This is a genomic window from Pseudomonas fluorescens group sp. PF-1 (assembly GCF_054481335.1).
In genome coordinates this window covers 1,171,076-1,184,058 of the sequence record NZ_JBTMNG010000001.1, presented here as the reverse complement: position 1 = coordinate 1,184,058, position 12,983 = coordinate 1,171,076, and the positions used below count along the sequence as shown (strand labels likewise).

Below are 12,983 nucleotides of genomic sequence, written 5' to 3'. Positions count from 1 at the left end.
CCCACTCCTCAGCAACGCGAATTCAGCACCGCATTTGATGCGATTATTATTGGTGTGTTTATTGGTGAGTCTGGCTTTTTACAAGGCCGAGAAGTCACAAAGCGCGCCGAGAGTAGCAGCTTTGCCAAGGGTCGACTAGAGCCAAAAGCGGCCTCTACGGTCACTTTTGTGACTCAAGAATGACAAGCAGTCATTTTAGAGCAAAAATTCTATACAGTGCTGAAAGCCCCGAAAAACGGGGCTTAAATCAATGCAGGAGCGAGCCTGCTGGCGAAAAACTGGAGGCCGTTGCGGGGCATCTGAGTTTACGCGTCATCGTTCAAGACCATCGCGAGCGGGCTCGCTCCTACAGGATCCACGCAAAGCGTGGTCATTCATCGATCAAGCGATATCACGCAACTCCCGCCGCAAGATCTTGCCCACCGGCGTCATGGGCAACGACTCACGCAACACGATGTGCTTGGGCACTTTGTACGCCGTGAAGTTTTCCTTGCAGTACGCCTTCAGCTCTTCAAGGCTGACCCCCGTTTCACGGGCCACCACAAACAACTTCACCGCTTCGCCCGAGCGCTCGTCCGGCACCCCGATGACCGCGCAGTTGGCGACTTTCGGGTGGGCCATGACCACGTCTTCAATCTCGTTCGGGTACACGTTGAAACCCGAAACGATGATCATGTCCTTCTTGCGATCGACGATACGCACAAACCCGTCCGGGTCGATCACGGCAATGTCGCCGGACTTGAACCAGCCCTCGGCATCCAGCACTTCGGCGGTGGCTTCGGGCTTCTGCCAGTAGCCTTTCATGATCTGCGGGCCTTTGATGCACAGCTCGCCGCGCTCGCCCAACGGCTGCTCGACGCCTTCATCGTTGATGACCTTCAGCGTGGTGCCCGGCACCGGCAAGCCAACCGTGCCGATGCGCGACTGGTCGCCATAGGGGTTGGTGCAGGCCACCGGCGAGGTTTCCGTCAGGCCGTAGCCTTCGGTGATCCGGCACCCGGTCATTTGCTCCCAGCGCTCGGCGGTGGCCTTGACCAGTGCGGTGCCGCCGGAGTTGGTGAGCTTGAGGCTGGAGAAATCCAGGGTCTTGAAATCCGGGTGATCCATCAGCGCGACAAACAGCGTGTTGAGCCCCAGCAATGCCGAGAACCGCCAGTTTTTCAGCTCCTTGATAAAGCCGCCGATGTCCCGTGGATTGGTGATCAGCACGTTGTGGTTGCCGGTCACCATCATGCACATGCAGTTCGCCGTGAAGGCATAGATGTGGTAAAGCGGCAGCGGCGCGATCATCACTTCCTGACCTTCGCGCAGCAGCGGGTGGCCATCGACAGCGGTCTGACTGAGGCAGGCCCGCGCCTGCTGCATATTGGCCACCAGGTTGCCGTGGGTCAGCATCGCGCCCTTGGCCAGGCCGGTGGTGCCACCGGTGTATTGCAGCACCGCGATGTCATCGAGGCCGGCGTTCAACGGCTTGATCCCCAGGCCCCGGCCCATGCGCAGTGCACTCTTGAAGGAAATCGCCTGGGGCAAGTGATAGGCCGGGACCATTTTCTTGACCTTGCTCACCATGGTATTGACCAGCCAGCCCTTGGCGGCGGGCATCAGGTCGCCCATCTTCGCTTCGATCAGGTACTGCAGGTCGGTGTCAGGCACTACTTCCTGGACTTTGGCACCGAACATGTTCAGGTACACCAGCGCCCGGGCACCGGAGTCCTTGAACTGATGACGCATTTCCCGCGCGGTGTACAGCGGGTTGGTGTTGACCACGATCAACCCGGCGCGCAAGGCGCCGAACACGGCGATCGGGTAATGCAGGACGTTGGGCATCTGCACCGCGATGCGATCCCCCGGCACCAGGTCGGTGTGGGCTTGCAGGTAACCGGCGAAGGCGGCGCTATAGCGTTCCAGCTCAGCGTAGGTCAGGGTGACACCCATGTTGCTGAACGCCGGGCGATCAGCAAACTTCTTGCAGGAACGTTCGAACACCTCGATCACCGACTTATAGGCGCCCGCATCAATGTCCAGGGGCACGCCGGCCGGGCGTTTGTCATTCCAGAAATCAGGTTGCATTGTTCTTGTCCTCTTTACCTGAACCTATCCGGGCCACTTTTCTGTCTCTGTCATTTCTTAAAAGCAGAAAGCGAAAAGCGGAGCTTCACGGACACTAGCAGCTATGTCGAATCAGGCAAATACGCGCACGATCGTCATAGATCGTGTGAATCTTCGTCCCATGGCGTGAGCAGATCAGACGCCCGACGCAGGATGCGCTATACACTTGGGTTGCAAGCCGCACGTACCATGCCCCAGCAAAGGAAACGCCATGATCCACGACACTTTCTGGCTGACCACCAGCGATCACAGCCGTCTCTTCGTCAACCAGTGGCTACCGGCAGGCACTCCCAAGGCATTGATTTTGCTGGCTCATGGCATGGCGGAACACAGTGGGCGGTATGCGCGTCTGGCGGAAAAACTCTGCGAACAGGGTTATGGCGTGTATGCGCCGGATTTGCGCGGACATGGCAAAACTGCCGAACACGGGACCCTCGGTCATTTCGCCGATAGCGATGGCTGGAGCAAAGTGGTGGGTGATCTGGCGTGCCTCAACCAGCACATCGGCCAGCAGCATCCCGACATGCCGATTGTGCTGCTCGGTCACAGCATGGGCAGCTACATTGCCCAGGCTTATTTGCTGCATCACAGTGCCAGCCTGCATGGGGCAATTCTCAGTGGATCGAATTTCCAGCCCGTTGCGCTTTATCGCGCGGCGCGGCAAATCGCCCGGTTCGAACGCCTGCGCCAAGGCCCCAAGGGCCGCAGCGCCCTGATCGAATGGTTGTCATTCGGCTCGTTCAACAAGAAGTTCAAACCGGCGCGTACCCGGTTCGACTGGCTCAGCCGCGATCCGAAGGAGGTCGACTTGTACGCCAACGATCCGCTCTGCGGCTTCCGTTGCACCAATCAGCTGTGGATCGATTTGCTCGGCGGGTTGCAGCAAATCAGCAAAGCGTCCAATCTCGCTCAGATCGATCCGGGCCTGCCGTTGCTGGTGATTGGCGGCGAATGTGATCCGGTGAGCGAAGGCAAACGTCTGACAGATCTGGCCAATGCCTTGCGCAAGGCCGGCAGCCAGAGCCTGCAACTGACTATTTACCCGCAGGCTCGGCATGAACTGTTCAATGAAAGCAACCGCGATGAAGTGACCGCCGATGTGCTGGCCTGGATCGCCCAGGTCTTGAGCCATCGTCGTCCACACCGAGCCGAATAGTTTTTTGTGAATTTTTTTATTCGTCACAGGAATTGAGACAGATGACCCAGGTTACCAACACCCCTTACGAAGCCCTTGAAGTCGGCCAGACCGCCAGCTTCAGCAAGACCGTCGAAGAGCGCGACATCCAGTTGTTCGCCGCGATGTCGGGCGACCACAATCCGGTACACCTGGACGCCGAATACGCCGCCAGCACCATGTTCAAGGAACGTATCGCCCACGGCATGTTCAGCGGCGCGCTGATCAGTGCGGCAGTGGCTTGCGAGTTGCCCGGGCCGGGCACGATTTATATCGGTCAACAGATGAGCTTTCAGAAGCCGGTGAAAATTGGCGACACCCTGACCGTGCGTCTGGAGATTCTCGAAAAGCTGCCGAAGTTTCGGGTGCGCATTGCCACCCGCGTGTTCAACCAGCGTGATGAACTGGTGGTGGATGGCGAAGCGGAAATTCTGGCGCCGCGCAAACAGCAGAGCGTAACCCTGACCGAGTTGCCGGCCATCAGCATCGGTTGATCCCCCCTGCCCCGTGGCGATGGCGCTTGCTCCCTCGCCACGGGCACAATTTAGCGCGCACCCTCCTGCACCTGCACGCTCGCCGTCATGCCCGCACTCAGATTCAGCCCTTCGGGCACATGGTCCAGTTTGATCCGCACCGGAATCCGTTGCGCCAGCCTGACCCAGTTGAAGGTCGGCTCCACTTCCGCCAGCAATTGACCATCAGGCGTTGTATTGCGATCGGTAATCCCGCGGCTGATGCTCTCCACATGTCCCTGCAACGCCTCCCCGGCGCTCATCAACCAGACCTTCACCGGATCGCCGACGCGAATCCGCGGCAGTTTGGTTTCTTCGAAATACGCCTGCACATAGAAGGTCGAATCGTCGATCAACGCCATGACCGATTGCCCGGCATTCACATAATTGCCTTCGGCCAGGCGCAGGTTGGTGATATGGCCATTGCGCGGCGCGTGGACCTGGCTGCGGTCCAGATTGATTTGTGCCATCTTGGCTTCGGCCTGGGCTTCACGCAGTTCGCCACGGGCAATGCCCGCGTTGATTTGCGCGTTTTCACGCAGTTCGGCGCTGATCGCTTGCGGCCCGAGGCTGGCGCGACGGCTGGCTTCGCGCTCGCGCAGATTGAGTTGCTGCTGACGGGTCTGCACCACCGCCTGGGCCTTTTCCAGCGCGGCTTCGAAACGGTCACGGTCGATACTCAACAACAGGTCGCCGGCCTTCACCTGCTGGTTGTCATACGCCTTGAGTTCACGCACCCAACCCGACACGTCCGGGGAAATCACCACCACATCGGCACGAATTCGCGCGTCGCGAGTCCAGGGCGTGAGCATGTAGTACTGCCATAAATGGAACCCGGCAAAAATCGCCACCGCCACCAGACACAGGGTTACCGCGACACGTACGGAGGTACGCATATTCAACTCCTTATAAGGGACCGAGGACGAAGGTGATCACGGTCAATACACAGACGTACAAGGCGCAATCAAACAATGCTTCATGCCAGATCCAGCGGCTCACCGGGGTCAGCCGCAACAACAGGCGCAAGGCGCCGGTGACCAGCAACGCCAGTACCACATAAATCAGAAACGGGCTGAGCAGTACCCCGCCCACCGACCACTCACGCAAGCCCATCGACGTCCTCCTGCTGGCGGCACCACGTACGCCAGCTGTTTTGCAATTGCAGCACCGCGCCCTGAGCCAGCTTCACCGCGTCATCGGGGGGCAAGGCGTACAAGGACTGCAGCAACGCTTGGCTCGGCTCGGCCAACGCTTCGGCGCGACTGCCAGCCGGACCTTGTTGCAGGACTTTTTCCAGGTGCTCCAGGTAGTGCCGTTGCGGTGCGGTCACCGGCACCTGCGCCACTGCCAGGCTCAAGCGCAGGTGCAACAATTCATCGCCGATATCCAGGCCGAGCAAGCCATCGTCCCAGCGACTGCGTGCTGGCTCAGGCAGCTCCGGATAATGCCGCGCCAATTGCAGCAAACGGTCGGCCATGCGTCCGCCGAACCAGCTCTCGGCGCCGGCAAGATTGCGCCGGGTCAGGCGTACCAGGTCGCCAAGGGTCGCGGCCAACAGGCGTCGGGCATGCCAGGTCGGGTTGCGCAGGATCAGTAAATGAAACGCCAGCACCGCCGCACCGACGCCTATCACCATGGCTTGTGCACTGTTGAAAAACACGGCGACGTCGAACTTCATCTGATTCAACGGCGCCACCAGCACAATGAAGTGCAGACAGAACGAAGTCGCCGTGGCGCCAATCTGCGGTTTGGCCATGCCCAGCGCTCCGAAAAACAATGGCACGCCCAAGCCCAGACAGAGCATCGCGAAACTGCTCCATTGCGGCAGCAGAATCTGTCCGACGATAAACGCCGCCGGAAGGGCCAGAAAAATCCCGCGCATGAAACTCATGCCGATCTGCGCGCCGTTCTCGCGGCTGGCGAACAGGCTGCACACCACACACGTCAGCAATAGCGCCCCGGCCGCGGCGGGCCATGCCGTCGCGAGCCAGAAACACGAAACCACCAGAAAGGCCAGCGCGCTGCGGGCACCGAACACCAGCGCCAGGGACAGGTCACGGTGTGGGGTCAGGGATCTTGGCGGGTCGAGGGACTCCCCCCCCTGCTCCACCGCTTGCAACGCGGTACCGGCCGCCAGCGCGGTGTCCATCAACAAGGTCAACCGCACCAGGCAGTAACTTTGCGCGGAGCTGATGTGCCGCGCATGGGACGCCTCCAGCAAGCGTGGGCGCAAGGCTTGCAATAGCGCGGGATCGCCGCTGCCGAGCGCTTCCTGGACTTCGTGCATCCAGGGCGATAATTGCGCCGACTCCTGGGGCTCCAACTGCTTCCACTGACGACGAACCGAACGGGCGATGCGCAGCAACATCAACAACTTCTGGCTCAGACCGCTGATGGCCCGCGCACGTTGCCGGCCACGATGGCCTTCGAACCAGGCGTGTTCGCGCTGGGCGTCTACCGCGACGATTCTGCCGAGGATTTCCAGCAAGTCCTTGCGCGCCTGGCCATCGCCGGCCAGGGTCGCCCGCGCGGCGTTCATACCGCTGCGCCAGGCCGCACGGGCCTGATCGGCCAGTTGCAGCTCGACCCGCATCGGCCAGAGCAAGGCACTGCTGGCCGTGGCACAGACAATCCCCAGGCAAATTTCCGTGCATCGCGCCACCGCCTGATCGAACACTGTCAGCGGATGGGCAATGGCCGGCAAAGCAATGATCGCCACCGTGTACCCGGCCAGCACAAATGAATAAGACCAGGCGCTGCGCAGCAGGGTCGAACTCGCCGTACACAGTCCGAGCCACAGCGCCAGGGCCAACAGGAACAACCACGGCGTCTGGGCGAAAGCGCCCATGAACACCACCGACATGATCGTCCCGATCAATGTGCCCAACAGCCGCGCCAGGCCCTTTTGCAGCACCATGCCGGACAATGGCTGCGCCACGATGAACGCCGTCATCAGCGCCCAGGCCGGTTGCTCCAGTCCCCAGCGCAAGGCCAGCCACAGCGCCAGGCCTCCGCCGATCAGGGTCTTGATCGCGAACTGCACAGCGCGGCGGTCAGGCGCCAATAAAGCCTGGAAAGTGATGGGCACGAAAGGGACTCTTGGAAGGACGATTTAACGATAGACGGCTTCGGTGAAAACTTGAGAAACAAATTATTAGTTAGCTATCGATGTCCCGTCCAGCGCTAATTCACAGGCACAAAAAAACGCCAGACTGGCTGGCGTTTTTGACAGCAAACGTACGCTTATGAACGTGCGCGTGCCTGGTTACGCAGGACTTTCACTTGATCGTGATTGCGCTGCACACCGTGGTACTGACGCTCAACGAGGTCGCGAATGCCCACCAGATTATGCTTGTTGATTTTTTCCATGGCGTCTCGGTAGGCCTTCAGCGCATGGTCTTCGCCACGCTCGGCTTCATTGAGCACCGCTTCTTCGTCCTTGCCGGTGAACATCGACTTCACGTCAACCCAGCGACGGTGCAAGTCACCACTGACACTGGTGGAGGTTTCCGGATCGCCGCCCATGGAACGAACCGCACTTTGCAGTTCAGAAGCCGCCGTGGCGCACTCTGCAGAACGTTGCACGAACAGGGTTTTAAGTTCAGGGTGTTTGATGTCTTCAGCGCAAGTCTTGAACCCTTCCTGACCGTCCTTGCTGGTTTCAATCAGGTCGTTGAGTACAGAAATCGCTTCTTTATTCATGTCAGTCATTTTTCAATTCCTTGCGGGTGGATGAAAGTTGCAAGAGGTGTTGCACCTCGCATGCCAGCTTTCTACCGACCAATTACTCCTTTTATTTCAAGTGGTTATGAATATCGGTTAAATCTGTATCCGTTTCTTTTGCATGATCTGTCATTTGGCCTGCATGCAGAATGCCTGTATTTTCCAGACTGATTGAATCCAGACGATTGATTGATGAACCCTGAAAAGCTCGAACTGCTGATAACTCGCCAGATGCCCTTCGGCAAATACAAGGGTCGAATCATTGCCGACCTGCCCGGCCCCTACCTGAACTGGTTTGCCCGGGAAGGATTTCCCCACGGCGAACTGGGCGGTCTGTTGGCCCTGATGCAGGAAATCGATCACAACGGTTTGTCTGAATTGCTCGAACCCTTGCGTGCCAAACACGGCAAACCCGCGCCACGTCACTGAAATGTCCACTCATCGAGTTGCCCATGCCCGATAACACCCGCCGCGCCCGTGATGAATCCTTCTGGCGGACGTTTGCCGACCGCTACGATGTCCAGCCCGGCCCGATCAACCTGGAAAATGGTTACTTCGGACGCATGTCGCGCACGGTGGTCGAGGAGTATCAGCGCAACATCGAACTGATCAACCGCAGTAACTCGGTCTATGTACGCCAGCGCTTCGAGGCGAGTGACGGCCTGAAGATCCGTGCGCGGGTGGCCGGACTGATTGATGTGCCCGCCGACGCGGTGGCGCTTACACGAAACGCCTCGGACGGCTTGCAGTCACTGATCCGCAACTACAACCGCTTGCAGCCGGGCGACCAGGTGCTGGTATGTGATCTGGAATACGACACGGTCAAGGGCGCCATGCGCTGGCTGGCCCGTCACCGTGGCGTCGAAGTGATCGAGATCGAACACCGGCATCCCGCCAGTTTCGACAGTTTGCTGACCACCTATCGCGAAGCTTTCGTGCGTTATCCACGGCTCAAGCTGATGGCCCTGACCCATGTCACCCATCGCACCGGTCTGGTGATGCCGGTCAAGGCGATTGCCGCCGCAGCCAGGGAACACGGGGTCGACGTAATCCTCGACGGCGCCCATGCATTGGGCCAGTTGGCGTTCGATCTCAAGGAGCTGGGCATCGCCTTCGCGGCCTATAACCTGCACAAATGGATCGGTGCGCCACTGACCCTGGGCTTCCTCTACATTGCCCCTGAACGCCTGGGCGACATCGACCCGGACATGGGCGAGATGCATTTCCCGATAACCGACATTCGCGCCCGTACGCCCTACAGCACCCCGAACATCCCGGCGTTGCTGACCTTGCCGCTGGTGCTGGAGGAGCATTGGGCCATGGGCGGCGCCGCCGCCAAGGGTACACGGCTCAATTACCTGCGCAACCTGTGGGTTCGAGCGGCGCGTGAGCTGCCGGGCATTGAAGTGCTGACACCGGATGACCCAAGGCTGTATTGCGGCATCACCTCGATGCGTTTCACCGCACACAACGATCAGCAGTCGATGGTCGAGCGGCTGCTCAACGACTACAACCTGTTCACCGTGGTGCGCAGCGGTGCGGCCTGCGGTCCCTGCATTCGCATTACGCCGGGACTGACCACCACCGCTGCCGACATGGCACAACTGATCACGGCGCTGACCGAACTGAGTTGACTCACACCGTGTACTTGTCGAAGTCCTCGGGCTTGATCTGGGATGACACTGCAAAGGTGTCGATGCCGATGGTCACCTGCCCGAAAAAGCCGTCTTCATTCGAGTCTCGACCGAGGGTGTGAACGGTCAGGGTCGAGGCTTCGCCGCCCATGCTCTGGTAGTAAAGGTCTTGATCGTTACTCAATGCAGGGATGGCGCGACCGCTGTACTCCCGGGCATTGAGCACCGAGCGCGCGGCGACCTCGGGGAAGTACAACTGACCGACCCAGGCGACGTGCCGCTCCTGCAGATAGTTGTTACCGCTGGTGATGCGAACGGCGACGTGGATATGCAAGGCACGCCCGGCATAAAACCCCGGACAGATCGTGGTGAACCGGGCGATGCCTTTCTTGTCGGTGAATTGCCCGCCGCGCAGGTAAGTATCGTCGTCGGTTCGCGGGACCGAGCCGATGTCTCCGGCATCGACTTCCACATCCGGATTGACCTTGCTCCAACCGGAGTATGCCCCGCGCGCATTGCAGTGCCAGATATCCACCAGCGCATCGGGAACGGGCTGGCCGGTCATGGCGTCGACTATGGCCAGCCGCAACACCAACGGGATGCCGTCGGCGCCTTCGCTGATATTGCGCCTGATCAGTTTCGGGTTGCGGAAATAGGGACCGGCTATCTGTTCCGGTGAAAGCAGGTAAACAGGTGTTGCTGAGGTGTTGTCGTCCATGACGTTCTCTCTTCCATAAGAAGAACGCAGGCTAGCACTGGCCAAAACACGTCACGCGGTAACTATGTATCGCATGATGTCCCTGTGGGAGCGAACGGGCTCGTTCCCACCTGCTTTTTTGCGGGCAAAAAAAACGGTGCACCGACCAAGCGCACCGAAAAGCCGTAGAACACACAACGAGGTGTCAGGTGAAGCGGATCAGTCCAGCAGCGCCAGAGCTTCGGCGGTGCACTCCTGAATGCGGGCCCAGTCGCCGTTCTTGATCCATTCAGGATCAAGCATCCAGCTACCGCCCACGCACATGACGTTTTTCAGCGCCATGTAGCTTTTGATGTTGGCCGGGCCGACACCGCCGGTCGGGCAGAATTTCACTTCGCCGAACGGGCCGCCCAAGGCCTTGATGGCCGCGACGCCGCCGCTGACTTCCGCCGGAAACAGCTTGAAGCGGCGATAGCCCAGACCGTAGCCCTCCATGATGCCCGACGCATTGCTGATACCCGGCAACAGCGGGATCGGGCTGGCGACGCTGGCTTCCAGCAGGTCACGGGTAATGCCCGGCGTCACGATGAACTGCGAACCGGCAGCTTCCGCGGCCGCCAGCATGTGGCGGTCGAGCACGGTGCCGGCACCGGTCACCAGTTCCGGACGCTGCTCACGCAGGATCTGAATGGCCTTGAGGCCGAACTGCGAACGCAGGGTCACTTCCAGCGCGGTCAGGCCGCCAGCGGCGAGCGCATCGGCCAGCGGCAGAACGTCCTGCTCACGAGCGATGGTGATGACCGGCAGAATCCGCGCCCTGGCGCAGAGGTCGTCGATCAGGGCAACTTTGTCCGCCATGGAAACGGTCGGGGATGGGTTTTTCATAGCGGCTGTTCCTTGGCTCATGGGCACCAGTAAATCTCTAACGTGGGTTGCAAAAATGCGCGAATCGGCAATTCGGCGACATCATCGCCGGCCAATGCGGTGTTCAGGGTGGTCAGCTTGGACTGACCGGAAATCGACAGCACTTTATGTTTGGCCGAAGCCAGCAGCGCGCGACTCATGGTCAGGCGCTGATGCGGCACGGTCGGCGCCAGCATCGGGTAGCAACGACGCGTGCCATCGGCTTTCAAGGCGTCGGCAAGGTTCGGGCTATTGGGGAACAGGGATGCGGTGTGACCGTCGTCGCCCATGCCCAGCACCAGCACGTCAATCACGGGTAGCTCGGAGAGCAAACGGTCAGCATTCTCGGCGGCTTGTTCCAGGTTGGCGGTGGCGCTGTACAGACTCAGGAACTGCGCCTTGGCCGCCGGGCCTTGCAGCAGATACTTCTTCAGCAGGCCGGCATTGCTGTCGGCGTGCTCGACCGGGACCCAACGCTCATCAGCCAGGCTGACCACCACGTTCGACCAGTCCAGTGGCTGCTTGGCCAGGTGCTGAAAAAAGGCCACCGGGCTGCGACCACCGGACACCACCAGCGTTGCGGTGCCCTGGGTGTCGATCGCCTCGCGCAATTGCTTGGCCACGCCCAGCGCCAGGCCTTCGGCCAATTGCACCGGGTTCTTGAACTCACGGGCGCTGACGCCCTGAGGCAGTTTCAAATCAGATATCGCCATACCACGACCTCCCGTCCCGCGTGATCAGAGCAATGGAGCTCATCGGCCCCCAGGACCCGGCCGCGTACGGCTTGGGCGCATCACCGGATTTTTTCCATCCGGCGATCAACTGGTCACACCACTTCCACGCGGCTTCGATTTCATCTTTACGGACAAACAGGTTCTGATTGCCGCGCATCACTTCCAACAACAACCGCTCGTAGGCATCGGGAATCCGTGCACTGCGCCAGGTGTCGGAAAAATTCAGCTGCAACGGACCGCTGCGCAACTGCATGCCCTTGTCCAGGCCTTGTTCTTTGGTCATCACACGCAAGGAAATGCCTTCGTCCGGTTGCAGGCGGATAATCAGCTTGTTGCTGATTTGCAGGCGCTGCTCGGGAGCGAAGATGTAATGCGACGGTTCCTTGAAGTGGATGACAATCTGCGAGAGCTTCTGCGGCATGCGCTTGCCGGTACGCAGATAGAACGGCACGCCGGCCCAGCGCCAGTTGCGGATATCGGCACGCAAGGCGACGAAGGTTTCGGTGTCGCTCTGGGTGTTGGAATTTGGCTCTTCCAGGTAACCCGGTACCGGTTTGCCTTCGCTGTAGCCGGCGATGTATTGGCCGCGCACCACTTGAGTGGTCAGGCCTTCCGGACTGATCGGCGCCAGCGCCTTGAGGACTTTGACTTTCTCGTCGCGGATGCTGTCGGCGGACAGGTCGGCCGGCGGGTCCATGGCGATCAGGCAGAGCAGTTGCAGCAGGTGATTCTGGATCATGTCCCGCAGCTGACCGGCCTTGTCGAAGTAACCCCAGCGGCCTTCGATCCCGACCTTCTCGGCCACGGTGATTTCCACGTGGGAGATGTAGTTCTGGTTCCACTGGGTTTCGAACAGGCTGTTGGCGAAACGCAGGGCGATCAGGTTCTGGACGGTTTCCTTGCCCAGGTAGTGGTCGATGCGATAGGTGCGGTTTTCCGGGAAGAACTGCGCCACGGCATCGTTGACCTTGCGCGAGGATTCCAGGTCCGAACCGATAGGTTTTTCCAGCACCACGCGGGTGTTTTCCGCCAGGCCGACCTTCGCCAGGTTTTCGCAGATCGCGCCATACACCGCTGCCGGCGTGGCGAAATAGGCAATGACCCGCTGCGCGCTGCCAGCCATTTCAGCCAGGGCCACATAGTCGTCGGCGTTGAGGAAATCGACGTGCAGGTAGCTCAGGCGCGCCAGGAAGCGTTCGACCACGGCTTCGTCCAGCTCTTTGGCACCGACGTAGCGGCGCAGTTCGGCGCTGATGAACGCCAGATGCTGCTGTTCATCGCCCGGCTCACGGGCCAGCGCGATGATCCGCGTGTCCTCGTGCAGGAGGCCCGCACCGTCGAGTTGATAAAGGGCAGGAAACAGCTTGCGCAAGGCCAGATCGCCAAGGGCGCCGAACAAGGCGAAGGTGCACGGTTCAACCGTAATCGAAGGCATGATGTTTGTTCTTTTATCAAGTTAAGCTACAAATACCTTTTTTCAAGGCATCACTCAAGGGA

General features: G+C 59.9%; 13 protein-coding genes. 4 read left to right on the top strand and 9 right to left on the bottom strand.

Going from position 1 to position 12,983, the window contains the following annotated elements; genetic code table 11:
* Window positions 1-381: 381 nt before the first annotated feature.
* Window positions 382-2,070, bottom strand: a complete 1,689-nt coding sequence (gene fadD2 / locus ACX3YD_RS05650; protein ID WP_458959436.1) for a long-chain-fatty-acid--CoA ligase FadD2 — start codon at window positions 2,068-2,070, stop codon at window positions 382-384.
* A gap of 250 nt (window positions 2,071-2,320) precedes the next feature.
* On the opposite strand from fadD2, the gene ACX3YD_RS05645 reads away from it, so the two are divergent.
* Both ACX3YD_RS05645 and ACX3YD_RS05640 read left to right on the top strand, forming a co-directional pair.
* Entirely contained in the window at window positions 2,321-3,265 is a 945-nt protein-coding gene (locus ACX3YD_RS05645; protein ID WP_458959435.1) for an alpha/beta hydrolase, read from the top strand.
* A gap of 41 nt (window positions 3,266-3,306) precedes the next feature.
* A complete protein-coding gene (locus tag ACX3YD_RS05640; protein ID WP_007974451.1) occupies window positions 3,307-3,777 on the top strand; it encodes a MaoC family dehydratase in 471 nt (156 codons plus the stop codon).
* A 50-nt stretch (window positions 3,778-3,827) separates the two neighbouring features.
* Here the strand turns inward: ACX3YD_RS05640 and ACX3YD_RS05635 are convergent, their stop codons facing one another.
* The 4 genes from ACX3YD_RS05635 to ACX3YD_RS05620 all read right to left on the bottom strand — a co-directional run bounded on the left by ACX3YD_RS05635 (window position 3,828) and on the right by ACX3YD_RS05620 (window position 7,506).
* Window positions 3,828-4,691, bottom strand: coding sequence for an efflux RND transporter periplasmic adaptor subunit (locus tag ACX3YD_RS05635; protein WP_103406528.1), 864 nt, complete (start codon window positions 4,689-4,691; stop codon window positions 3,828-3,830).
* Window positions 4,692-4,701: 10 nt separating this feature from the next.
* Window positions 4,702-4,908: a DUF1656 domain-containing protein gene (locus tag ACX3YD_RS05630; protein WP_047532442.1), complete on the bottom strand. Its 207-nt coding sequence runs from the start codon at window positions 4,906-4,908 to the stop codon at window positions 4,702-4,704.
* Complete coding sequence (locus tag ACX3YD_RS05625) at window positions 4,895-6,883, bottom strand: FUSC family protein (protein WP_458959434.1); 1,989 nt, start codon at window positions 6,881-6,883, stop codon at window positions 4,895-4,897. Before ACX3YD_RS05625 ends, ACX3YD_RS05630 begins: the two co-directional genes overlap by 14 nt.
* A gap of 155 nt (window positions 6,884-7,038) precedes the next feature.
* Window positions 7,039-7,506: a ferritin-like domain-containing protein gene (locus ACX3YD_RS05620; protein ID WP_090464560.1), complete on the bottom strand. Its 468-nt coding sequence runs from the start codon at window positions 7,504-7,506 to the stop codon at window positions 7,039-7,041.
* Window positions 7,507-7,710: 204 nt separating this feature from the next.
* On the opposite strand from ACX3YD_RS05620, the gene ACX3YD_RS05615 reads away from it, so the two are divergent.
* Both ACX3YD_RS05615 and ACX3YD_RS05610 read left to right on the top strand, forming a co-directional pair.
* Window positions 7,711-7,947 (top strand): DUF3820 family protein, encoded by a 237-nt coding sequence (locus ACX3YD_RS05615; protein WP_008056784.1) that lies wholly within the window; start codon window positions 7,711-7,713, stop codon window positions 7,945-7,947.
* 23 nt (window positions 7,948-7,970) lie between these two features.
* Window positions 7,971-9,152, top strand: a complete 1,182-nt coding sequence (locus ACX3YD_RS05610; protein ID WP_458959433.1) for an aminotransferase class V-fold PLP-dependent enzyme — start codon at window positions 7,971-7,973, stop codon at window positions 9,150-9,152.
* A gap of 1 nt (window position 9,153) precedes the next feature.
* Here ACX3YD_RS05610 and ACX3YD_RS05605 read toward each other — a convergent pair whose 3' ends face one another.
* From ACX3YD_RS05605 to zwf, 4 genes are all read right to left on the bottom strand, one after another.
* Window positions 9,154-9,870: an intradiol ring-cleavage dioxygenase gene (locus tag ACX3YD_RS05605; protein ID WP_458959432.1), complete on the bottom strand. Its 717-nt coding sequence runs from the start codon at window positions 9,868-9,870 to the stop codon at window positions 9,154-9,156.
* Between the two features lie 198 nt (window positions 9,871-10,068).
* Window positions 10,069-10,734 (bottom strand): bifunctional 4-hydroxy-2-oxoglutarate aldolase/2-dehydro-3-deoxy-phosphogluconate aldolase, encoded by a 666-nt coding sequence (locus ACX3YD_RS05600; RefSeq protein ID WP_090464570.1) that lies wholly within the window; start codon window positions 10,732-10,734, stop codon window positions 10,069-10,071.
* A gap of 17 nt (window positions 10,735-10,751) precedes the next feature.
* Window positions 10,752-11,465, bottom strand: a complete 714-nt coding sequence (pgl, locus tag ACX3YD_RS05595; protein ID WP_458959431.1) for a 6-phosphogluconolactonase — start codon at window positions 11,463-11,465, stop codon at window positions 10,752-10,754.
* Window positions 11,452-12,921, bottom strand: coding sequence for a glucose-6-phosphate dehydrogenase (gene zwf, locus ACX3YD_RS05590; protein ID WP_090464576.1), 1,470 nt, complete (start codon window positions 12,919-12,921; stop codon window positions 11,452-11,454). The genes pgl and zwf overlap by 14 nt, the downstream gene beginning before the upstream one ends.
* Window positions 12,922-12,983 lie beyond the last annotated feature (62 nt).